At 66.7% G+C, this 21,165-nt stretch carries 16 protein-coding genes, 2 tRNA genes, 2 pseudogenes and 1 riboswitch; of the genes and pseudogenes, 2 read left to right on the forward strand and 18 right to left on the reverse strand.

Features of this window, described 5'->3' with window-relative positions:
• Positions 1–151 precede the first annotated feature (151 nt).
• Both ACHMXB_RS07900 and ACHMXB_RS07905 read left to right on the forward strand, forming a co-directional pair.
• The gene (locus ACHMXB_RS07900) at positions 152–1,234 is read left to right on the forward strand and encodes a hypothetical protein (protein ID WP_395404252.1); all 1,083 of its coding nucleotides are present in this window, start codon (positions 152–154) and stop codon (positions 1,232–1,234) included.
• 91 nt (positions 1,235–1,325) lie between these two features.
• On the forward strand, positions 1,326–1,523 hold the full coding sequence (locus tag ACHMXB_RS07905; protein ID WP_102972413.1) for a hypothetical protein: 198 nt from the start codon (positions 1,326–1,328) through the stop codon (positions 1,521–1,523).
• Between the two features lie 3 nt (positions 1,524–1,526).
• On the opposite strand, the gene ACHMXB_RS07910 is transcribed toward ACHMXB_RS07905, so the two are convergent.
• The 18 genes and pseudogenes from ACHMXB_RS07910 to ACHMXB_RS07995 form a co-directional block, all read right to left on the reverse strand.
• Positions 1,527–2,780, reverse strand: a complete 1,254-nt coding sequence (locus tag ACHMXB_RS07910; protein ID WP_395404254.1) for an ROK family transcriptional regulator — start codon at positions 2,778–2,780, stop codon at positions 1,527–1,529.
• Positions 2,781–2,901: 121 nt separating this feature from the next.
• Positions 2,902–4,050: a class I SAM-dependent methyltransferase gene (locus ACHMXB_RS07915; RefSeq protein WP_395404256.1), complete on the reverse strand. Its 1,149-nt coding sequence runs from the start codon at positions 4,048–4,050 to the stop codon at positions 2,902–2,904.
• A 57-nt stretch (positions 4,051–4,107) separates the two neighbouring features.
• Positions 4,108–5,210, reverse strand: a pseudogene (locus ACHMXB_RS07920) (NAD(P)-binding domain-containing protein).
• Positions 5,211–5,486: 276 nt separating this feature from the next.
• Positions 5,487–6,101, reverse strand: coding sequence for a hypothetical protein (locus ACHMXB_RS07925; RefSeq protein WP_395404258.1), 615 nt, complete (start codon positions 6,099–6,101; stop codon positions 5,487–5,489).
• 285 nt (positions 6,102–6,386) lie between these two features.
• Positions 6,387–6,914, reverse strand: coding sequence for a hypothetical protein (locus ACHMXB_RS07930; RefSeq protein ID WP_395404260.1), 528 nt, complete (start codon positions 6,912–6,914; stop codon positions 6,387–6,389).
• 135 nt (positions 6,915–7,049) lie between these two features.
• A tRNA-Ala gene (locus ACHMXB_RS07935) sits at positions 7,050–7,125 on the reverse strand.
• Between the two features lie 189 nt (positions 7,126–7,314).
• Positions 7,315–7,387 (reverse strand) — tRNA-Ala (locus ACHMXB_RS07940).
• Positions 7,388–7,520: 133 nt separating this feature from the next.
• The gene (rsfS, locus tag ACHMXB_RS07945) at positions 7,521–7,922 is read right to left on the reverse strand and encodes a ribosome silencing factor (protein WP_395404262.1); all 402 of its coding nucleotides are present in this window, start codon (positions 7,920–7,922) and stop codon (positions 7,521–7,523) included.
• Positions 7,923–7,971: 49 nt separating this feature from the next.
• Entirely contained in the window at positions 7,972–9,375 is a 1,404-nt protein-coding gene (locus tag ACHMXB_RS07950; RefSeq protein WP_395404264.1) for a hypothetical protein, read from the reverse strand.
• Positions 9,376–9,382: 7 nt separating this feature from the next.
• Positions 9,383–10,039: a nicotinate-nucleotide adenylyltransferase gene (gene nadD / locus ACHMXB_RS07955; protein ID WP_395405185.1), complete on the reverse strand. Its 657-nt coding sequence runs from the start codon at positions 10,037–10,039 to the stop codon at positions 9,383–9,385.
• A 13-nt stretch (positions 10,040–10,052) separates the two neighbouring features.
• The gene (locus tag ACHMXB_RS07960; RefSeq protein ID WP_395404266.1) at positions 10,053–10,277 is read right to left on the reverse strand and encodes a hypothetical protein; all 225 of its coding nucleotides are present in this window, start codon (positions 10,275–10,277) and stop codon (positions 10,053–10,055) included.
• 101 nt (positions 10,278–10,378) lie between these two features.
• On the reverse strand, positions 10,379–11,728 hold the full coding sequence (locus tag ACHMXB_RS07965) for a glutamate-5-semialdehyde dehydrogenase (protein WP_395404268.1): 1,350 nt from the start codon (positions 11,726–11,728) through the stop codon (positions 10,379–10,381).
• A 26-nt stretch (positions 11,729–11,754) separates the two neighbouring features.
• The gene (gene proB, locus ACHMXB_RS07970) at positions 11,755–12,852 is read right to left on the reverse strand and encodes a glutamate 5-kinase (RefSeq protein WP_395405187.1); all 1,098 of its coding nucleotides are present in this window, start codon (positions 12,850–12,852) and stop codon (positions 11,755–11,757) included.
• Positions 12,853–12,916: 64 nt separating this feature from the next.
• A pseudogene (obgE, locus tag ACHMXB_RS07975) lies at positions 12,917–14,507 on the reverse strand (GTPase ObgE).
• 116 nt (positions 14,508–14,623) lie between these two features.
• On the reverse strand, positions 14,624–14,887 hold the full coding sequence (rpmA, locus tag ACHMXB_RS07980) for a 50S ribosomal protein L27 (RefSeq protein ID WP_003803426.1): 264 nt from the start codon (positions 14,885–14,887) through the stop codon (positions 14,624–14,626).
• 57 nt (positions 14,888–14,944) lie between these two features.
• A complete protein-coding gene (gene rplU, locus ACHMXB_RS07985) occupies positions 14,945–15,253 on the reverse strand; it encodes a 50S ribosomal protein L21 (RefSeq protein WP_003803420.1) in 309 nt (102 codons plus the stop codon).
• A 328-nt stretch (positions 15,254–15,581) separates the two neighbouring features.
• Positions 15,582–17,177, reverse strand: a complete 1,596-nt coding sequence (locus ACHMXB_RS07990) for a bifunctional hydroxymethylpyrimidine kinase/phosphomethylpyrimidine kinase (protein WP_395404272.1) — start codon at positions 17,175–17,177, stop codon at positions 15,582–15,584.
• A riboswitch (TPP riboswitch) is annotated at positions 17,160–17,256 on the reverse strand. (Overlaps the previous gene by 18 nt.)
• A gap of 217 nt (positions 17,257–17,473) precedes the next feature.
• The gene (locus ACHMXB_RS07995; protein WP_395404274.1) at positions 17,474–20,884 is read right to left on the reverse strand and encodes an Rne/Rng family ribonuclease; all 3,411 of its coding nucleotides are present in this window, start codon (positions 20,882–20,884) and stop codon (positions 17,474–17,476) included.
• Positions 20,885–21,165 lie beyond the last annotated feature (281 nt).

Here is a 21,165-nt window from a genome sequence, read left to right on the forward strand (position 1 = left end):
ACATTATCCGCGCCCGCCGGAGCCTACACCTCCCATGATTCGCCCGCCGGCAGGGCGCGGTAAGCCAGCGTTCTGCTGCGGCCGGGCACGGCACTGACGCCGCCGCGGAGTTGCTGGAAGCCAGAAATCCCCACGGCGAAAGGCCACCGAGATGTTCCAGCTTCACAAACCACCGCTTTCCAAATCACCGTCCGCCCCGGGCTCCGCCCTAGTGCTTCTCCTCGCGCTGGCCACAGTTACGTCCTGCGCCCCACAGCAAAATTCCGCTCCGCAGGCAACCACCGGTTCCGCCGCACCGACAGCGACGTCGGCAGCAGCCTCCCCCACCGGATCTGCGGCTTCGGGATCCGCCACCCCCGGTTCAACCGGGACAGCCGGCGCAGACGAGCTCTGCGGTCCCGGCTCCGCGATCAACTTTGACATCTCCCAGTTCCAGTCATCACCCAACGTGGACAACAAATGGTTCCCGCTCAAGCCGGGCATGCAGTACACCACCACCGGCGACGTCAAGAGTGCCGAAGGAGACATCAAACGGACGGTGATCCACTCAGTGACGGGACTGACCAAGGTCATCGACGGCGTAAAGACCCAGGTCCTGTGGGACCGGGACTACGCTGGCGATGAACTCGTGGAATCCGAACTGGCGTTCTTCGCGCAGACAGAGAGCGGCACGGTCTGGCTGTTCGGTGAATACCCGGAGGAATATGAGGGCGGAAAGTTCACCGGTGCCCCCGCCACCTTCATCCACAGCCTTGACGAGGCCCAGGCCGGCATCGCCATGCAGGCGGACCCCCAAATCAACACACCCAGCTATGTCCAGGCCCACGCGGCGAGCGTCGACTTCCTGGACTGCGGGCAGGTCTTCAAACAGAACGAGCATGTGTGCGTCCCCACGGGCTGCTATGACGATGTGCTGGTGATTGACGAACGCAACCCGCTGGAGCCTGCGGTAGGCCACCAGCGGAAGTTCTACTCCGCCGGAACGGGTTTGGTGAAAGTGACTGCTGTGGGCGGCGACAACCAGGAGACGCTGGAGCTCGCCAAGATCGAACAGCTCACCGACGCCAAGCTGAAGGAAATCAACCAGGAGGCGCTCAAACTCGACCAGCATGCCTACCAGGTCAGCAAGACCGTCTATGCCAAGACGGACAAGGCCGAGGTTGCCACTGAAACGTCTGTGCCTGCCAGCAGCCCGGCTACGGGCGACAGCCCGACGGTTCAGCCCGGCTACTAGTCACTACGAGCGTCCAATAACGGAAAGGGTGCCCGGCGGGAGGTTACCGGGCACCCTCCCCTTGGCCCACGATCAGGTCTATTCTGATGCCATGATCCAGCTACCAGCCAGCTACGAGGAATATCTCGTTGGCAAGGACCCAAGCTTCGTCGACATGGTCCGTCCGATCCTCCTCCAGTCGGCAGCGGACCAGCTGCACGGTGTCCGGGTGCTGTACATCCCCCGGGGGCACCAGGCGCACCTCGACGATACGATTCCCTACGGGACAATCGTCGAGGACATCGACTAGGGCTCAGCCCTCCAGCAGCAGCCGCTGGGCCCGGGGCGCAAGGGTGTGCTCGAGGACCAGACATGCAGCGCCCACGGCTCCCACGTCCTCCCCCACGCCCGTGCCCACGACTTCGACGGCGTGGATGTTGCCGGCGTCGCTGTTCTGCTGGATCAGGCCGGGGACCTTCGCCAGGTAGCGCGCGGACAGCAGCGGCCAGAAGGGGCCGCCAAACACCACCCGGTCCACGTCCAGCGTGTTGGCCACCGCTGACGCCGCCCGGGCGACGAGTTCGGCTGATTTGTCGATGATGGCAGCCGCTTCGCTGTTGCCGGCGTCGGCTGCTTCGCAGAGCATGGCAAACCTTTCCTGGACGGCAGAGTTGCTGGCGGCAGTTCCTGGCTCATCCAGAATGCCCGCAGCTTGAGCCTGTGCGACGAGGACCTGGGGTATGCAGGTGGACTTGACGCAGCCGCGCAGCCCGCAGTCGCAGGGCGCTCCGTCCGGGTCAACGATGATGTGGCCGATTTCGCCGGCATTGCCTGACGTGCCGCGGACCACCTCGTCATTGAGGACAATGCCGCAGCCGATGCCGGTGCCCATGTACATGAAAACAAAGCTGCCCGCGCCGCTGGCTCCGCCCGCCCAGGTTTCCGCGACGGCCGCGCTGGTGACGTCCTTGTCCATCAGCACAGACAGTCCTGTCGCCTCAGCCAGCGCATCCCGGAGCGGAACACTGTCCCAGCCATCCATGAGCGGCGGCTCCACCACCGTGCCGTTGTCATGGTCGATAGGTCCGGGTGCCGCGACGCCCAGGCCGGCAATCTTGGCGCGATCCACACCCGAGGCCTCGATCAGGTTGTCAATTTCGGCGGCAATGGCGGTAATGACCGCCTCGGGCCGGGAGCTGTCCGGCGTTTTCACGCTCGAATGCAGGACCACTGCTCCCAACAGATCAAGGACGACGAACGTTGCCACGGCAGGGTCCAGATGCACCCCGACCGCATACATGCCGGCAGGATTCAGGCGAAGGATGGTTCGCGGCTTGCCGGGGCCGCTGCCCTCTTTGCCCGCCTCGACAATAAGGTTCTGGTCCAGCAGCCGGCGGGAAATGTTCGAAATGGTTTGCGGGGACAGACCAACGATCTGGGCGAGTTCAACGCGGCTGAGCCCTCCGGTGGCACGGCGGATGGCATCGAGAATGACAGTCAGGTTGAAGTCGCCCATCCGCGGCAGGTTGGTTCCGCGCCTCGGCGAGGGCTGGCGGATCTCGGTCAAGGATTCCCCTAACATCTTCTGTTGGCCACTATCAATGTCTGAATCGTACGTTACGCCCCGGTGAACGGGTACGCCCCACGCTCAGGGCAGTGCAGGCGCGTTCGACGACGGCCGGCGGGGCTCAGTCGGCAGCCCGCCTGACGCTGACGGTCACCGTGAATTTGGGGTTCCGGCCCCTCACCGTGGTGGGACCAACCAGCCGCTCCAGGGCCGTCCCATAACGCAGGTGACTGTTGAATACCGTCCAGAGCTGGCCTCCGGGTGCCAAGACCCGGCCGGCTGCCTCGAAGAGCTTCAGCCCCGCCCCGGCGTGGACGCTGGAACCGAGGTGGAACGGGGGGTTCAGCAGGATGAGGTCGGCGCTCCCGGCAGGAAGGGTGCTCATTGCGTCATCCTGGACAGCCGTGATGCCGGCAGCCAGGCCGTTGGCCCCGGCAGTTGCCATTGCCGACGCCACAGCGGCCGCGGACCGGTCGGTGGCAATGACCTCGGCACCGGGGTGTCGGCGGGCATACATTGCTGCCAGGATCCCGGTCCCGCAGCCCAGGTCCACGGCCTTGGCGGCGGCGGGGATCTGCGGCAGGAATGACAGCAGGAATCGGGTTCCGATGTCCAAACGGGTGCCTGCGAATACGGCCCCGTGCGCGCAGATGTCCAGGCCGAGTTCGGCGTTGTGTTCCGTCACGGGGTAGGGCGGGTTCCCTTCCGCACGCTTCGGGCCGGTCGCGAGGAGCAGCCGCGATTTTTGCCGGGCCAGCTGCGGCTGCACCGTGCCGAAGTATTTGCCCAGCACGGCGTTCATGCCCAGGGACATGTGCTTGACCCGGCCGCCAGCAAGCAACACCGCGCCGGCAGGCGCGTGCCGGGCAACGGAATCGGAAACTTCCTCGAGTTCGGCGAGGGTCCTGGGTAGCTGCAACAACACCAGGTCGGCGCCGGCCAGCAGCTCAGCGCCGAGCGGCAGCTGTGCAAAGCCTCCCGAAACTCCCAGTGCCGCAGCATTGTTGCGGAGCGCCCGCTCCCCGGTGATCAGGTCCTGGTGCACCCTCACCTCGCCGGGCAGTGGGCCGGCACCGCCAGCCAGCAGCCCGAGTGTGAGCGCCCCGTAGTTGTCTCCGATGACGGCAACCGTACTGTCCGGGGTGAGCCGATCCGCGGCGGCGTCCAGCAGGAGGGAGTCTGTGGCGTCCCACGCCTGAAGGTTGGCGGCCTCAACATCAGGGTGCCTTCGCAGCAAGCCCAGGACCTGCCCCAGACCGTTTTCTGTCACGTGGTGCCGCCGCCTTTTCCTTGCTGGTTCTCCGGGCAGGAATCTGCCCGTGCAAATCTACCGCGGATCCGTCACGGCTGCGGGGGCTGACAGGAGTTGCAGGATTTCGGTCACCGCCGCCCGGCCGGCGCGGTTGGCGCCGATGGTGGACGACGACGGGCCGTAGCCCACCAGGTGCACGCGGGGTTCCGCGGCCACCCGCGTTCCTTCCATGGCAATCCCGCCGCCTGGTCCCCGCAGGTGCAGCGGCGCCAGATGCTCCAGCTCGGCGCGGAACCCGGTGGCCCACAGGATTACATCCGCCGCGAGGAACCCGCCGTCCGTAAGCCGGACGCCGCCGGGTTCTATCGCCGTGAACATCGGACGGCGGTCCAGTACGCCGCGCGCGGCTGCTGCCCGGAGTGCCGGGTCCAGATGAGACCGGTGGCGGCGACGACGCTTTGCGGCGGCAGCCCCCGCCGCACCCGGTCTTCCACCAGGGCGACGGCGTCGTGGCCGGACTGCCTGTCGAACCCGTCCCGCCATATGGGCTCGCGGCGGGTGAACCAGCTTGTCGTGGTGACCTTCGAGATTTCGTCCAGCAGGCCGACCGCGGAGATTCCGCCGCCCACCACGATGACGTGCAGTCCGCGGAACTCCTCCGCGGACACGTAATCGGCGACGTGCAGCTGCCGGCCCCCGAACGTGAACTGGCCCGGATAGATCGGCCAAAAGGGCCTGGTCCAGGTGCCGGTGGCGTTGATGACTGCCCGGGCCGTCCAGCCGCCGTCGGACGTGGTGATCCTGAGCCGCCCCGCCGGGTCAGCATCCGCACGTTCGACGGCGAGCACCTTGACGGGCCGCTCGGCGGCCAGCCCGACCTGCCGCTCGTAGGCGGCGAAGTAGCGGCTGAGGAATGCCGAGCTTGGCTCCGCCGGGTCCACAACCGGCTGCGCTATTCCGGGAAGGTCACTGATGCCGTTGACGGTGGCCATGAGCAGGCTTTTCCAGCGGTGCCGCCAGGCTCCGCCCGGCCCGTCCTCGGCGTCCAGCACGGCGTACGACCGCCCCGGACCGGCTGCCGTCACTGCACCGCCTGGCTGTTCTGCTGCCGGGGCCGGCGTGAAGCCGCGGCGGGCCAGGTGGAAGGCTGCGGAGAGGCCGGCTTGCCCAGCTCCGATGACGACGACGTCGGCATTGCGGCTGGTTCCTCCGCTGACGGTGCCACCGCTTGCACTGCCACCGCTTCGACTGCCACCGTTCAATGGTGCCGCTCCCCCGGCTCGCTGATCCGCTTCATGTGTTCATCCTAGGCGCCGTCCCAGCCCCGGCTGCCCCGCATTCTCGGTACACGGAGGGCCCTCCTGGACACCGGGTTCAGGAGGGCCCTTGGGGCTATTGGTCGGTTGCTTGCTTGTTCGGTCGTCTTGCTCGGCCGTCTTGTTCAGTCGTCTTGTTCAGTCGTCGCTGCCGTGGCCCCCGCTGCCTCCGCTGTCGTCGCCTGGCTCGGCGGCCTTGTGGTCGCCACCCTTGTCGTCGCCGGCCTCGGGTGTTGTCCGGAGTCCACCGTGGTCATCGCCGGGTTCAGCAACCCGCGGCGCCTGGTCTGAGCGGAGCCCGCCGTTGTCGTCGCCGGGCTCTGGTGTGGTCCGGAGGCCTCCCTTGTCGTCACCGGGTTCAACGGAGAGGGAGCCGCTGCCAACGAAGTTTTCCGCCGGCGCTGCCACGGACCCGCCGTTGTCGTCGCCGGGCTCAGGGGTGGTCCGAAGGCCTCCCTTGTCGTCACCCGGCTCAGCAGGCTTGGAAGCTTTCTTGGCAGCTGATGCCTTCTTGTCGTCGGCTTGTGTGTCGTCACTGGTCTTCGCGGCGGACTTGGTGGTGGCCTTGGCGGAGCTGACGGCGGGGGCGGGGGCGGGGGTTCTGGTGGCCGAGTCGTCCGTTACGAGGACGTTCCTGGCGTCGTCACTGGTACCTGTGCCGGTGTTGCTCAGCGACTGGGTGGTGGCGAAGGCGGCACCTCCGGTGAGGAGAACGCCGGCGACGGATAATGCGAGGGCTGCTCTTGTTTTCATGGCTCCACACTAGGAACTCGCTGTCGAGGATAGGTGCAAAGCAAATCCAAGACTTGTCCAAGATTGCTTGCGGGGTTCTCCCCCTCAACCGGACCATCCGCCCGCGGCCGTGCGGCAGTCCCTGCCGGGCCGTGCCGGAGCCTGCCCGGCCGTGGGGCAGGTGGAAGCGGGGCAGGCGGAAGCGGCGTGAACAGGAGGGGCACGCACAGGAAAGGTAAGGCGGGCAGGGAGCCGCAGATAAGCGCAGTGTCAGTCGTGGGCTCAGTGTCAGTCGTGGGCGCAGGGTCAGTCGTCGGCGCCGTGGCCGCCGCTGCCCCCACTGTCGTCACCAGGCTCGGGCGCTTTCCGCAGGCCGCCCTTGTCGTCCCCCGGCTGAACGGGAACCACCACAGCCGGGGCGGGAGCGGGCTGAATCGTCACGCCCGTTATTCCGCCGCCGGAGCCGGAGGATGACGGTCCCGATGCAGGACTGCCAGCGTTCCCGGGTACGGTGGCGGGGGCAGTTTTGGCCGGAGCCGGCTTGGCGGCGGCAGATGCGGCCGCACCGGACTTCGCGGGGCCGGACTTTGCGGGGCTGGATTTTGCCGGGGCGGCGGTCTTCTGGCCTGCCGCCGGACTGCGCGGCACCTGTGCCTTCGGTCCGGCGCTGGTGCCGGGAACGGGCGGCACTGCGCCGTTCGGCAGGAGGACGATGTTGGCATTTCCGGTGCCCGGGGGCGAGACGTTCAGCACCTGCGTATTAACGGCAAGTGCGGCCGAGCCCGCTGCGAGTATGCCTGCAACGGACAGCACCAGGGCCGCTCCCGTCTTCATGGCTCCACTTTAGGGGCAAAGCGGGAAAGACTGTCCCAAGGAATATCCAAGATTCGTCAAAAATCGCGGTAGCGGCAATGGGTTTAACGAGAACAGCCGCCTGATCACGGTCGGTTCCGTGATCAGGCGGCTACTTGGTGGAGCTGAGGGGACTCGAACCCCTGACCCCCTGCATGCCATGCAGGTGCGCTACCAGCTGCGCCACAGCCCCAAGCTGTTTCTCCGGAAATCTTTGCGTTTCCCCGAAGCAACCCGACCAGCGTAGTCCAGAAATCGCCAGGATGCGAATCGGCGCCATGTGGCGTCCATCACGTTGTTACCGGCACCCGAAGCCCGGCCGGCGCCACTTTCCGCCAAAGAAAAATCCGCCGGAATCTTTCGATTCCGGCGGATCATCCGGTGGAGCTGAGGGGACTCGAACCCCTGACCCCCTGCATGCCATGCAGGTGCGCTACCAGCTGCGCCACAGCCCCTTATTCTTGCTGCTTCAGGCCTCGCGCTATGCACGCGGCATCCGTTCTTTCGTCCGGTTCTCTCCGAAGCAACTCAAATATCTTAGACCAGCGTTTCCGAAAATTCCAAATCGGGAATATTCGGTCCCGCTGGCTACTCCTGCTCGGCGGCAGCAGGGGCCTTCGCCGAAGCGTCGTCTCCCAGCTGCAGGTCCACTACCGGGCAGTCCTTCCAGAGACGTTCCAGGGCATAGAAGACGCGGTCTTCCTCGTGCTGAACGTGGATGACGACGTCCGCGTAATCCAGCAGGACCCACCGGCCGGCCGAACGGCCTTCCCGGCGGACCGGGCGGAGATCCTGCTTGATGAGTTCCTCTTCAATGCCGTCGACTATGGCGTTGACTTGGCGTTCGCTGGGTGCTGAGGCGATCAGGAACACGTCAGCCAAAGCCAGGCGTTCGCTGACGTCGAGGGCGACGATGTTTTGGGCGATCTTGTCCGCCGCGGCCCTGGCTGCGTGCCGGGCTGTGGTGACGGACGATTCGGATGCGGTCACGGGACTCCTTGTGGTGATGAAAAAGCGTAGGTGGTGGTACTGGCTGAAGTCAGCTTGAAAGGCCGCTGATGATCATGATGATGCCGGCAACGAGGGCGATTGCACCCAGTGCCAGGACGCCAAGCTGGATCAGCCTCAACCGGTTGGCCCGGGCGAGTCCGGCGGTGGCCGCGTCCAGGGGCTCCAGCCCGTAGGCCGATTTCGCGGACACTGGCGGCAGCGCGGTCACGTCTTCACCGGACTCGTCGGTCCAAGCCTCATTTTGGCGGGCACCGGCCGGAGGCGCTGCTGCCGAGCGTGCGGCCGCTTCTGCCCGGGCAATGACCCGCGACCGCCCGCTGGACGGCGCGGCGGGGCGGGACGCTTTGGCTGTCCGGTTGCCGCGCGCCGGAACCCGCGGACCAGGGTTGGTCACCACGGGAACATGTGAGGTGGCCGGCCGCTTCATAACGGGACGGTCCACACCAGGCACCTGTTCGAATTCCAGCGGCGTCACCATGGCGAGGTTGCTGGCGGTGGACGGGCCGTTTTGTCCGCTCGGGTGGGGCGTGTTCTGTTCGGCAAGCTTCTGCTTTGCCATGGCCCGCTTGTTGAGCACAGCGGCCCGTTCGGCCAGGGCAATCTGCTGGGCCAGGATGTCCGGATCCACGGCTTCAGGGTCAGTCGCCGCGATGTGTTCCATCTTGGCGATCTGGTTCTTGGCCTGTTCGGCGAGGAGGGTACGCGCCTCGAGGGCCTGCTCCACGGTCATGCCCTCGGGCAATTCGTTCCCCGCCGGCGTGGCGGGCCGCGGACCCGGACCGCCGGAGGTCTGGCCTGCGGGCTGGCCGGCAGGCCTGGACCCGGTCGCCGGCGCGGGTTTGCCGGCCGTACCGGAGGAAGAGTCAGACGAAGAAGCGGGCGATTTACCGGTGGGGGCTGCGCCGTCGGCCGGCGGCACAACGGGCATTGCCGAGGTAACTGCCTGCTCCTTGAGCTGCATCAGCCGCAGCTGCCGGCGCGTCGGCGGGCCGCCGCCGGAAAGCTGCTCTTCCTTTTCGGACAGCTCCTTGATGGTCCGCAGGGCAGCCCTGTCGCGGGCACGGATCTGGGACGAGCGTTCGGCGGCAGAGCCGGCTGCCGAGGAATCCACGAGGCCCGGCGCCACCCGGCGGGCGCGTTCAGCGGCATTTTCCTGCTTGGCATCTCCGGCGGCACGCGAAGTGCCTGGCTTTTCCGGGCCGGCAGGAGCTGGCTTTTCCGGGCCGGCAGGAGCTGATGTGCCCGTACCTGCCGAGGCCGGGCGCTTAGCTGCCGCCGGGTTTGGGGCAGGCGCCTTTGAAGCCGGCGGTTTGGAGGCAGGGACTGACTCGCCGGCACCCGGGGGCGCGGCGTTCCGGTTCTGGGCCAGGGCTTCATCCCGGGCCTTGCGCAGTTCTCGACGACTGCGGATCGGTTGCTGTTCCTGACTCATCTCAAACTCATTCAGTGCTGGCTGGATCGTTTGTCTCGGTAGTTTCGGAGCTGCTGTTCCCGGCCGGTGCGGCGTAGAGTCCGTATTTCGCGATGTACTGCACCACTCCGTCCGGCACCAGGTACCAGACGGGGTTATGGGCAGCAACGCGGGCGCGGCAGTCTGTGGACGAGATCGCCATGGCGGGGACCTCAAGCAGGCTGACGTCCTTCCGGCCCATGCCGTCAAGCTCATGGCCTGGCCGGGTAACTCCCACGAAGTGGGCCAGCGACCAGAGCTCGTCGATGTCCTTCCACGACAGGATCTGTGCCAGGGCGTCGGCGCCGGTGATGAAGAACAGGTCAGCGTCGGGCCGCTGCGTCCGCAGGTCGCGGAGGGTGTCGATCGTGTACGTGGGACCGGGCCGGTCCACGTCGACCCTGCTCACAGTGAAACGCGGGTTCGACGCCGTCGCGATCACCGTCATCAGATAACGGTGCTCGGGTTCGCTGACCTTCTTGCTGGACTTCTGCCACGGCTGGCCCGTGGGGACGAACACGACTTCATCGAGCCCGAATTTATCGGCCACCTCGCTGGCGGCCACAAGGTGGCCGTGATGGATGGGATCGAACGTCCCACCCATCACGCCCAGCCGCAGCCGGCGCTGCGTATCCCTGTGGTGCAGTGCGGCGGAAATGTTAGTGGCCCTGGCCGTGGTCGTGCTTGTTGGGGTGCTGGCGGTGCGGGTCCGCGTGCTCGTCAACCGCAGAGTGACGGTTGCCCAGGTTGACGTAGGAGAGGGTAACGAGCATCAGCACCACCAGGATGGCAAACATCGAGATGCCGAAGACCCATGGTTCGGCCCACAGGGGCGCCCTCTCTTCGTGTTCGGCAACTGACGCGACAATCTGCTGGAGCAGCATTTTCTCCCCTAGGAATAAAAAGGATGACGACGGCGGAGATTCCCGCCGGTCCCGGACTTCTTTACTATGTTACCGCTATGTCAGGAGCGGTTTCCGCGGTGTTAGCCGCGGACCTGGCCTTCGCCCTGGACAATCCACTTGGTGGTTGTCAGCTCCGTCAGCCCCATCGGGCCTCGCGCGTGAAGCTTTTGCGTGGAGATGCCAACCTCCGCACCCAGGCCCAGCTCGCCGCCGTCGGTAAACCGCGTGGAAGCGTTCACGATGACCGCAGCGGAATCGATTTCCGCGATGAAACGCTCGGCGTTTCGCAGGTCGTTCGTGAGAATGGCCTCCGTGTGTCCGGTGGACCACGTGCGGATGTGCTTCACGGCGTCATCCAGGCTGTCCACCATGGCCACGGCAAGGTCCAGGTCCATGTACTCGGTGGCCCAGTCCTCGTCAGTAGCCGGCAGGGACTCCACCGACGCCGGCAGCGCGGCCCGCACGCGGTCATCGGCGTGCAGCCGGACACCCGCCTTGCTCAGGGCTGCGGCGACCGCAGGCAGAACCGTGGAGCCGGAGTGCACGAGGAGCGTTTCCACGGTGTTGCAGACGCTGGGGCGCTGCGTCTTGGCGTTGAGGAGGATCTCCACCGCCATGTCCTCACTGGCTGACTCGTCGATGAAGATGTGAACGTTCCCCTCGCCGGTCTCGATGACGGGCACGGAAGAGTTGTTGACGACGGTCTGGATCAGCTCACGGCCGCCGCGCGGAATCAGCACGTCGACGCGTCCGCGGGCACGCATGAGCACGTTGGCGCCCTCGCGGCCAAACTGGTCCACGGTCTGCACGGCGTCCGCCGGCAGACCCACGGACTCCAGAGCGTCGCGTAACACGCGGATGAGGGCTTCGTTGGTGAAGGCTGCTGCCGAACCGCCGCGGAGGATCACGGCGTTGCCGCTCTTTAGCGCGAGGCCCGCGATGTCCACTGTAACGTTCGGACGGGCCTCGTAAATCGCGGCAACAACGCCCATGGGGACGTTGACCTGGCGCAGTCGCAGGCCGTTGGGAAGGGTCTGGCCGCGCACCACATTGCCCACAGGATCGGGCAGGCCGGCCAGGTTTTCCAACGCGGCGGCGAGGGCGGCAATGCGGGTTTCGTTGAGGGTCAGCCGGTCCAGGAGGGCGGCGGACGTGCCGTTGGCGCGGCCCGCTTCCACGTCCTTGGTGTTCGCGGCCAGGATCTGCTGCTTGTTCGCAAGCAGGGCGTCCCCGATGGCGCGCAGGGCCTTGTCTTTCCAGGCCCGGTTGGCGCGGCCCATGCTGCGGGCGGCCTGGCGGGAACGGTCGGCGATCGCGTACACGGCGGACTCGGTCTCCGCCGGCGTGGGCTGCCTGTCTTCGGGCAGGGTGGGGACCGTCGTAGCGTCGTTGGATGTCTCGGCTGCTTGGTTCATCAGTGCCTCAGTCATCATTCAAGTCTAGGCGAGTCCGGCGCCTAGACCAGAACCAGGTCGTCAACGTGAACAACTTCACGGTCAAAGCCGCGGCCCAGGGCTTCGCCCAGCTCCACGGTGGACCGTCCGAGCATCTGCGGCAGTTCGGCCGCGGAGTAGTTCACCAGGCCGCGGGCGATTACCGTGCCGTCCAGCGAAACCATTTCGACGGCGTCTCCGCTTTCGAAGTTGCCCTCAACCGCCTTGATGCCGGCCGGCAGCAGCGAGGTGCGGTTGTCCCGCACGGCCCTGACGGCGCCGTCGTCGAGGATCAACCGTCCCTGCACATGGGCCAGGTGCGCGAGCCACATCATCCGGACGGACTTGCGTCCGCCATTGACGGTGAACCAGGTGCCGACGTCCTCGCCGGCCAGCGCAGAAGCTGCGTTGGCGGTGGACGTGACCAGGGCCGGGATGCCCGAATCGGCAGCCATCAGAGCCGCCTCCACCTTGGTCTGCATGCCGCCGGTGCCCACGCCGGCCTTGCCGGTCTTGCCGATGGAGACGCCATCGAGGTCCTCAGGACCGTCCACCTGGGGAATCCGTTTTGCGCCCTGCGCGGGCGGCCCGTCATACAGGGAGTCGACGTCGGACAGCAGCACCAGCGCATCGGCGCGCACTAGGTGCGCAACCAGGGCTGACAGCCGGTCGTTGTCGCCGAACCGGATCTTGTGGGTGGCCACGGTGTCGTTCTCGTTGACGACGGGCACGACGCCGAGGTTGAGGAGCCTGTTGAGGGCCCGGAATGCATTCTGGTGGTGGCTGCGCCGCATGAGGTCATCGGCGGTGAGGAGCACCTGGCTCACGGTCACGCCGTGGGCGGCGAACGCGTGGGTGTACCGGGCCATGAGCAGTCCCTGGCCCACGCTGGCTGCGGCCTGCTGCGTGGCGAGGTCGCGCGGACGCTTCGCCAGGCCGAGCGGCGCAAGGCCGGCCGAAATGGCACCGGACGACACGAGGATGATCTCGGTGCCCGCATTGCACTTGGCGGCCAGCGCGTCCGAAAGCTCGGTCAGCGCCTCCTCCGATATTCCGCCCTTGATGCTGGTAAGGGACGACGATCCTACTTTGACCACAATGCGGCGCGCCCTGGCGAGCATGCTGCGGTCGTCGGTCTTGGGTTCCTCGATGACAATTGCGGAAGTATCAGTCACGTGTGCGGGTTCACTCCTCATGTTCGGTGTTCAGTCCACTCTCCTTGAGGGGCCGGGCCGCCCGGCGCGCGCTGACGGACTCGGTCCAGATGCCGGCCTTACGCTCGGCTTCCAGCTCGGCCCGTGCCGCTGCCTTGGCGTCGCGGCGTTCGATCTGTTCCTCCCGCTTCTGGCTGCGGGTGGGACGGTCGCCGATGTCGGCGAAGCGGACGTCCGTGCCGCGCGGGGAGGCCAGCAGCTCGGCGCCAGCCATCATGGTCGGCTCCCAGTCGAACACCACGCCGTCGTCCTCACCGATCACTACGGTGTCGCCGGGCTTGGCGCCCTGCTTGAACAGCTCGGTTTCGACGCCGAGCTTGGCCAGGCGGTCGGCAAGGTAGCCAATGGCTTCCTCGTTGGTGAAGTCCGTCTGCTTGACCCAGCGCACGGGCTTTTCACCCAGCACGCGGAACAGCGGCTCCAGGTTTTTCTCCTCGCGGCGGATCCGGAAACCGGTCTCGTTGACGGCGCGGGGCCGCAGCACCGGTGCGTGCACCTTCGGCGGCGTGGCTGCCACACTGTCGCGGGCCGCCTTGACGATCTCCGCCATGGCGAAGCCGAGCTGGCGCAGGCCCTCGTGGCTTGTGGCTGAAACTTCGAAGACGCGGTAGCCACGGGATTCAAGCTCAGGCCGGACAAACTCGGCCATGTCCTTGCCGTCCGGCAGGTCCACTTTGTTAAGAGCCACCAGCCGGGGGCGGTGGTTGAGCGGGACAACTTCGCCGTCCGAGCCGGCGTAGCTCATGTCCACCGCATACTTTTCGAGCTCGGTTTCGATAATCGCGAGGTCGGAGAGTGGATCTCGGTCAGATTCCAGCGTACCGCAGTCCAAAACGTGCACCAAAGCGGCACAGCGTTCGACGTGGCGGAGGAAGTTGTGGCCCAGGCCCTTACCCTCGCTGGCGCCCTCGATGAGTCCCGGAACGTCGGCAATGGTGAAACGGACGTCACCGGCCTGGACCACGCCAAGATTGGGGATGAGGGTGGTGAAGGGGTAGTCGGCAATCTTCGGGCGGGCGGCCGACATGGAAGCGATCAGGCTGGACTTGCCGGCGGAGGGGGAAACCTACCAGGGCGATGTCGGCGATCGACTTCAGCTCGAGAACGATATCCGCGGCGTCACCCTCGATGCCGAGCAGGGCGAACCCGGGCGCCCGCCGCTTCTGCGAGGACAGCGCAGCGTTACCCAGACCGCCGATCCCGCCCGACGCTGCGACAAATTCGGTGCCCTCCCCCACGAGGTCAGCAAGCACTTTGCCGTCCTTGGTCTTGACGACGGTCCCCTCGGGGACGGGCAGGACCAGGGTTTCGCCGTTCTTGCCGCCGCGCCAGTCACCCATGCCGGGGCCGCCGTTGGTGGCATGCCGGTGCGGTGCGTGGTGGTAATCCAGCAGCGTGGTGGTCTGCGAGTCGACACGCAGGATGACGTCGCCGCCGTTGCCGCCGTTGCCGCCGTCGGGCCCGCCCAGCGGCTTGAACTTCTCACGGTGAACGGAGACACAACCGTGGCCGCCGGTACCGCCGGATACGTGCAGTACTACCCGGTCTACAAAGCTCGCCACGTTGAATCTCCTCTGTTGCTGATGAGGCCGTCCTGGACGTCCAAATCGATTGTAATGCGGTTAAAGAACAGTGGAGCGAGCCATCATGGCCCGCTCCACCGGTTCAGAACTTGTTGTTACTCTGCAGCTGCAGCAGCAACGATGTTGACGACCCGACGGCCGCGGCGCGTGCCGAATTCAACGGCACCTGCCTGCAGGGCGAACAGGGTGTCGTCGCCGCCACGGCCAACGCCCGCACCCGGGTGGAAGTGGGTGCCGCGCTGGCGGACGATGATCTCGCCAGCGGAAACTACCTGGCCGCCGAAGCGCTTTACGCCGAGGTACTGGGCGTTGGAGTCACGACCGTTGCGAGTGGAGCTCGCGCCTTTTTTGTGTGCCATTTGGAATGCCTGCCTTTAATTCTTGAGACTGCGGGAAACCTGAACAGTAACCAGTGGTTACTTGATACCGGTGATCTTGACCTTGGTCAGTTCCTGACGGTGACCCTGGCGCTTCTTGTAACCGGTCTTGTTCTTGAACTTCTGGATGACGATCTTCGGACCACGGAGGTCCTGAAGGATCTCAGCCGTAACAGTTACCTTGGCCAGGTCCGCAGCTGCGGAGGTGACCTTGTCACCGTCCACCAGAAGCAGCGCGGGCAGCTCAATGGTGCTGCCAGCTCCACCGGCGACGCGGTTCAGGGTAACGAAGTCTCCAACGGAAACCTTCTCTTGGCGGCCGCCTGCGCGGACAATCGCGTACACCACTTGGGAACTCACTTCTCTCGACGTTTATTACTAAATTTGCGTGCGGAAGCCGGGTCCGAAAATTGGCCTGGTTCTCGCTGTGCCTCAACGCCGTGGATTCCCCGGGGGAACCCGTGAGCTATCCCAGGAACATGTCCGAATGGACGATCCCGGGTCATAACCCAAGTGTTGGCGTAAGCACCGAAGATCTAGAATACGCTAATTCCGTCGTCGGCCGCAAATGAGGCTGGCAGCAGCGGGTTGTCCGTGATAGGCGCCACAGAGGCCGCCGTTCGGGACATCCGATGCCGTGCGCGACCATCCTACCGGGTATCGGGCCCGCTTCCGCTCAGCTGTGGCGGCTCGGCGCGTCGAAGAATTCGACCTCGTACCGGCAGGACTGCCGGAAAGCGGTGATCATCGCTTCGCGCTCCCCCGCTGACGCGGCCCGGCCGGCGCCGTCGGCGACGTCGACGGCCCGCAGGGTGGCGGCAGCGAAGTCCTCGTCGGCGTAAGTCCGCAGCCACTCCGCGTACGGGTGCCCGGCCTGCGCTCCGGCGGCCACATATTCGGCGTGCAGGGTCTCCCCCACCTCGGCGTACAGCCAGAAGCACGGCAGGACCGCGGCGACCAGCACCGCGTAACTGCCGCCCGCCGAAGCCGCCAGCAGATGATCGACGTAGGCCTTCGTGACCGGGCCCAGCTCCTGTTGCACGGTTCGCGTGCTGAGCCAGGAGCGGTGCAGTTCCGATTCAACTTCCAGGCATTGCTGGGCGGAGCGCGCCCAGAACAGCTGCTCGGACTCGGTCGGCGCGAGCGCGCTGGCCCTGGCCAGGACCCGGGAGTAGCCGTTGAGGTATGTAGCGTCCTGCGCCAGGTAGTACGCGAATTCCTTCTCCGCCAGAGTGCCGTCGGCAAGCCCACGGATGAAGCCCAGGCCATAGATGTCTTCCAGGTGGGCAACTGTCTCGGCGCGGAGCAGCTCCGCGAAGCCGCCCCTGGGCTCTGACAGGGCTGTCGATTCAGTCTGGCGGACGTGGTGGAAATGGTTGATCGGTCCGTTGCCTGCCCCGACCTCCAGCTGCCCGGACGTGCGGAGGGCCCCGGCCAGCCACGGCTTGACCGCCCGCAGTGACGCTTCCCAGTCACCCAGCCGCGCCTGCGCCGTGGCCATGGCCGAGGAGAGCGAGCATCCGGTGCCGTGGCTGTTCCGCGTGCCGATCCGTTCGCCCGCGACCTCCACCACGTCCGAAGACAGCAGCCCGGCCGTGTTCACGAGCGCGTCCGGGCAGCTTGAGCCGTTCAGGTGCCCGCCTTTGACGAGGACCGTGGCACCGGTCTGGTCCGCGAGCCGCCTGCCCTGGACAAGGGCGGCGTCCCAGTCCGCGGCCTCAGGTTCCCCGAGCAGCATGGCCAGTTCGGGAAGGTTGGGGGTAATCAGGTGCGCCAGAGGCAGCAGTTTTCGGAGCGCTGCCTCCGCAGACTCCTGGAGGAGGCGGTCACCGCTGGTGGCCACCATCACCGGATCGAGAACCACGACGCCGGGCCTTACCTTTTCGAGCCAGACACGGACGGCCGCGATGACACGTTCATCGCCCAGCATGCCGATCTTCACGGCGTCCACGCTGATGTCGTCGCTGACAGCGTCCAGTTGCGCCGACAGGAAGGAAGCCGGCGGAACATGCACGCCGCGCACGCCCGTGGTGTTCTGCGCAGTGAGCGCTGTTATTGCGGCCATCCCGTAGCCGCCGTGGGCCGCAATGCTTTTCAGATCGGCCTGGATGCCTGCGCCGCCGGAAGGATCCGAGCCTGCGATGGCCAGCACCCGGGGAACGCCGCGGGAGGTCTGAACGGCCGGCTCAACGGTTTCCAGCAGCGACCTGTCCGCCGCCGCACGTGCGGGCAGGAGTGATGCTGATGACAGTGTTGATGACAAAGAAGACATCCCTTCGCCGGTGCTAACCGGACAGGTTCAACGGGTTTGGATCTCAGCCGGCCCATGCGCGGCACCCCGTGTCAGTCCTCCAGCCTAGCGGTTCGGCCGGCCCGCGGCGCGAAAATTTGGCGTTTGCGACAGGCTTCCGCGGCGCTGGCGTCCCCTGCCCTTGCCATCTGGCCTTGCCGGCTGACGAAAGTCCGGAACCGGAAAGGTCCGGCACCGCAGCCGCGGTGCCGGACCATCTACTGTTGGGCTCGGGGGTCAGTCACCCCGGAGTCCGGCGGGCTCAGAGTCCGCTTGTCCTACAGTTCTGAGGCGGGTACGCCGACCCCCAGAATGATCGGTTCGCTGGCCGGCTGCGGAGCTGCCTTCGGCGTCTGTGCATTCCCCGCCTCGGGTGCCTTGGCCTCATGCGAGTGCCCGGCGGCTGCAGCCGGAGCTACCTCGTGGTGTTCCACGGATGTCTCGTTGGCTGCACCCTGGGGGCGGCTGGCACTGCGGTTGCGGCGCGGACGGCGGCTGCGGGACGGTGCCGCGGGGCTTTCCACCGGCTGCCGTGCAGCAGGCTGAGCCGCGGGCCGGCTTGCGGCCTCCTGGCCCTCCGGCTGCCCGCTTTCAGGGCGGATCTGTGCGGGAGCCTCGTCCTTGGCCTCCTCCTCTTCGGCGGGGGCGATAGGAGCACCGAGGTGCGCGAAGGCTTCCTCCAGGCGGTCCAGCGTCAGGGCCGGCGCTTCCTTGACCGGCTCCTCGCTGTGATCGACAAACGGAAGAACCACTTTCTCACCGCCGAAGGTGAGCACTGCGCCGGGCCGTCCGGAGACGCTTTCCGTTTCCGGAGCGCGGTGCACCACGGGGCTTTCCGGTGCGGCGGCAGCGGGTGCGGCGGGCCGGGCAGCCTCACCCGACGCTGCGGCACTGTGCGCAGCTTCTTCCTCATGAAGGTGAGCGGCGTGGGCCGCTGCGGCGATGTTGGCCAGGGCTGCGCGGGTCGCTTCAGCCTTGGCGTGGCGCTCCGCCTCCGACGGTTCGGGGTGGTGCGGCACGGCAGGGGCGGCAGGAGCTGGCTCGGAGGACGGCTGCCCGCCCTTGCCGCGGCGGCGCTTCCGCTCTGTCCGGGCAGGGGGCTGGACCTCGGCACGGTGCACGTGGTGCTCCGCGGCCACGGTGTTGGCGCGGCGGTGCTCCACCGGCTCGTCGTGGGTGACGACGCCCCGGCCCGCGCATGCCTCGCACTGCTCGCCGAAGACTTCCAGGAGGCCGGTGCCCATGCGCTTGCGCGTCATCTGCACGAGTCCCAGGGAAGTCACTTCGGCCACCTGGTGCTTGGTCCGGTCGCGGCCCAGGCATTCCACCAGACGGCGCAGGACCAGGTCGCGGTTGGACTCCAGCACCATGTCGATGAAGTCGATGACGATGATGCCGCCGATGTCGCGCAGCCGCAGCTGGCGGACAACTTCCTCGGCAGCCTCCAGGTTGTTCTTGGTGACGGTCTCTTCAAGGTTGCCGCCGCTGCCGGTGAACTTGCCGGTGTTAACGTCAACCACCGTCATGGCCTCGGTCCGGTCAATGACCAGTGAACCGCCGGACGGCAGGAACACCTTGCGGTCGAGGGCCTTGTGGATCTGCTCGTCAATGCGCCAGGCGGAGAAGATGTCCTCGTCCTTGGTCCACTTTTCGAGCCGGCCCACCAGGTCCGGGGCAACGTAGGTGACGTAGGCCTCGATGGTGTCCCACGCTTCGTCGCCGGAGACGATCAGCTTGGAGAAGTCCTCATTGAAGACGTCGCGCACAACCTTGATGGTCAGGTCCGGTTCGCCGTAGAGCAGTTCGGGGGCGAGGACCTTGGTGGACTTCGCCTGGCTGTCGATCCCCTCCCACTGGGCACGGAGACGGTTGATGTCGTGGGTCAGTTCCTCCTCGGAGGCCCCCTCGGCGGCCGTGCGCACAATGACGCCGGCGTCCTCGGGAAGGCGGTCCTTGAGGATTCGCTTCAGGCGGTTGCGTTCGACGTCGGGCAGCTTGCGGGAGATGCCGGTCATGGACCCGCCGGGGACGTACACGAGGTAACGGCCGGGCAGGGAGATCTGGCTGGTCAGCCGCGCACCCTTGTGGCCCACCGGATCCTTGGTGACCTGGACCAGGACGGAGTCGCCGGACTTCAGCGCGTTCTCGATGCGGCGCTGCTTGCCTTCGAGGTTGACGGCTTCCCAGTTCACTTCGCCGGCGTACAGCACGGCGTTGCGGCCGCGCCCGATGTCCACGAAGGCAGCTTCCATGGACGGCAGAACGTTCTGGACCTTGCCCAGGTAGACGTTGCCGATCAGGGAGTCCTGCTGCGTCTTGGAGACGAAATGCTCGGCCAGGACGCCGTCTTCCAGGACGCCGATCTGGATTCTGTCGTCGCGCTGGCGCACGATCATCTGGCGGTCCACGGATTCGCGGCGGGCCAGGAACTCAGCCTCGGTGATCACCGTGCGGCGGCGGCCGGTGTCCCGCGATTCGCGGCGGCGCTGCTTCTTGGCTTCCAGACGGGTGGATCCCTTGACGCTGGTGACGCGGTTGCTCGCCGGGGCCTCGCTGATGGTCCGCGGGGCACGGACGCGGGTGACCGTGTTGGGGGGATCGTCTTCTCCGCCGCCGGTCAGTTCCAGATCCTGGTCGCCGCGGCGGCGGCGACGGCGACGGCGGGACGTCACGCCGTCTTCGAGCGGCGCACCCTCGTCTTCGCCGGCCTCGTCAGAAACTTCAGTGTCTTCATCGCCGTCGGTGATCTCACGGTCGGTCCGGCTGCGGCCGCGGCGGCCGCGGCTGCGCCGCCGGCGCCGCCCGCCGTCGTCCTCCAGCTCGTCCTCGCCATCCTCGGCGGCCGCTTCCTCTTTCGCGGCGGAAGCGGCAGTGCGGACCACGGTGTTCAGGTCGGGGGCCTGGAAGATTATCGATGTCACGGACGACGGTTCCAGGAAAAGCGAGCCCAGCGGCGACTGCCCGGCGGCCTCATCTTCGGCCTCTTCCTCGACGGCCGGCTCCTGCGCGGCCGCGGGTGCAGCAGGGGCTGCAGTGGTGGGCGCTGCCTGGGTTTCAGGGGTGCTGACGGCCGGGACGGGCTCATCAGCCTGTCCCGCTGAAGGTGCCGCAGTGGCTGTTCCGGTAGCGGCCGGAGCGGGTGCCTCGGCAGATTCCGCTGACTCAGCGGGGCTTTCGGCCGGCTCCGCAACCTTGGGCTTTGTTGCCCGGCGGCGGCGTACAGGCTTGGACTCGGCAGCCGGCTCTGCAGCCGCCTGCTCAGTGGCGGCCTGCTCAGTGGCGGCCGGAACCGCCGCAGCCTCGGCTGCCGGCTCGGTGGGGGCTACCTGCGAGCCACCTTTCTGCGCATCAACTTCGGCCCCGGCAGCTTCGGCAAACGCGGGCAGCGGTTCTTCGGCGACCTTCTTCCGGGCGCGGGTCCGGCGGACCGGGGTCTTGGCCGGGGCTTCTGCGGCCTCTCCGGCAGCCGACTCCGGCACTGCCGTTTCAGGTGCTGCCGTTTCGGGTGCTGCGCCTTCGGACAGGGTTTCCGGAGCGGGCAGCTCCGATGCCGCAGTCTCCGAGTCCGCTGCTGCAGCCTTGGGCGTCGCCTTGCGGCGGGTCCGGGTGGCTTTCTTGGGGGCCTCAGCGGCGGCTTCGCCGGTGGCAGCCCGTTCTTCGTTGACGGCTATAACCTGGTCATTATCCATATGTGGCAACACTCCTGCCCCTGACGTGCCGCCACATTCGGCACCCATTGGGGCACATATTGTCAACACCCGCAGGCATTGACAGAAGTCAATTGGATACCAGCAGGCTCGCACCGGCAGTGGGGTGCGGCAGGCCTGACAGGCCGGCGGGATTGTTACTGGAACCCGTTGTTTCTGACAACCACAACCAGGTGCCGTCCAATGGAAGGTGGGAGGCTGGATCTTCTTTCCAAAGCCTGCACCACTGCTCACTGGCGGTCTTAGGAACAAGCCACCGGACT

The sequence above is a fragment of the Arthrobacter sp. UC242_113 genome, from assembly GCF_044054585.1.
In the GTDB taxonomy this organism is placed as follows: Bacteria; Actinomycetota; Actinomycetes; order Actinomycetales; family Micrococcaceae; genus Arthrobacter.

What these genes read in the sequence shown, in the direction of transcription:
- ACHMXB_RS07900 (WP_395404252.1), top strand. Translation starts at nt 152, where the DNA reads ATGTTCCAGCTTCACAAACCACCGCTTTCCAAATCACCGTCCGCCCCG.
- proB (WP_395405187.1), bottom strand. Translation starts at nt 12,852, where the DNA reads ATGCTCGCCAGGGCGCGCCGCATTGTGGTCAAAGTAGGATCGTCGTCC.
- ACHMXB_RS07950 (WP_395404264.1), bottom strand. Translation starts at nt 9,375, where the DNA reads ATGAGTCAGGAACAGCAACCGATCCGCAGTCGTCGAGAACTGCGCAAG.
- ACHMXB_RS07925 (WP_395404258.1), bottom strand. Translation starts at nt 6,101, where the DNA reads ATGAAAACAAGAGCAGCCCTCGCATTATCCGTCGCCGGCGTTCTCCTC.
- ACHMXB_RS07990 (WP_395404272.1), bottom strand. Translation starts at nt 17,177, where the DNA reads ATGTCTTCTTTGTCATCAACACTGTCATCAGCATCACTCCTGCCCGCA.
- ACHMXB_RS07965 (WP_395404268.1), bottom strand. Translation starts at nt 11,728, where the DNA reads ATGACTGAGGCACTGATGAACCAAGCAGCCGAGACATCCAACGACGCT.
- rpmA (WP_003803426.1), bottom strand. Translation starts at nt 14,887, where the DNA reads ATGGCACACAAAAAAGGCGCGAGCTCCACTCGCAACGGTCGTGACTCC.
- ACHMXB_RS07995 (WP_395404274.1), bottom strand. Translation starts at nt 20,884, where the DNA reads ATGGATAATGACCAGGTTATAGCCGTCAACGAAGAACGGGCTGCCACC.
- ACHMXB_RS07930 (WP_395404260.1), bottom strand. Translation starts at nt 6,914, where the DNA reads ATGAAGACGGGAGCGGCCCTGGTGCTGTCCGTTGCAGGCATACTCGCA.
- ACHMXB_RS07905 (WP_102972413.1), top strand. Translation starts at nt 1,326, where the DNA reads ATGATCCAGCTACCAGCCAGCTACGAGGAATATCTCGTTGGCAAGGAC.
- ACHMXB_RS07960 (WP_395404266.1), bottom strand. Translation starts at nt 10,277, where the DNA reads ATGCTGCTCCAGCAGATTGTCGCGTCAGTTGCCGAACACGAAGAGAGG.